Origin of the sequence: Pseudoalteromonas sp. SIMBA_162 (assembly GCF_046535955.1) — a bacterium.
Lineage (GTDB): Bacteria > Pseudomonadota > Gammaproteobacteria > Enterobacterales > Alteromonadaceae > Pseudoalteromonas > Pseudoalteromonas marina.
Window position 1 is genome coordinate 1 of sequence record NZ_JAWJBQ010000584.1, and the last position, 263, is coordinate 263.

The window sequence follows — 263 nt, forward strand, 5'->3', positions numbered from 1 at the left end:
GCGGAAATTGATTTCCAGGTGCGTGATTCGCAGACCGCGATCAAGGTCTTTACCACCCGCCCCGATACGCTGTATGGCGCGACGTTCCTGGTGCTGGCGCCTGAGCATGATGCCGTCGAGGCAATCACCTCAGCGCCTCTCAAGCTTGCAGTGGCCAATTACCGCGAAGAAGCGGCCTTGCGCTCCGAGCGCGAACGGATGGCCAAGGCCGAGCGGATCACCGGCCAGTTCACCGGCGCCTACGCCGTCCACCCCTTGACCGG

The 263-nt window shown here is 63.5% G+C and carries 1 pseudogene; it reads left to right on the forward strand.

The annotated features are described in order from the left end of the window. Nucleotides 1-263 (forward strand): annotated as a pseudogene (locus R0J88_RS21020) (leucine--tRNA ligase); the annotation flags it as partial.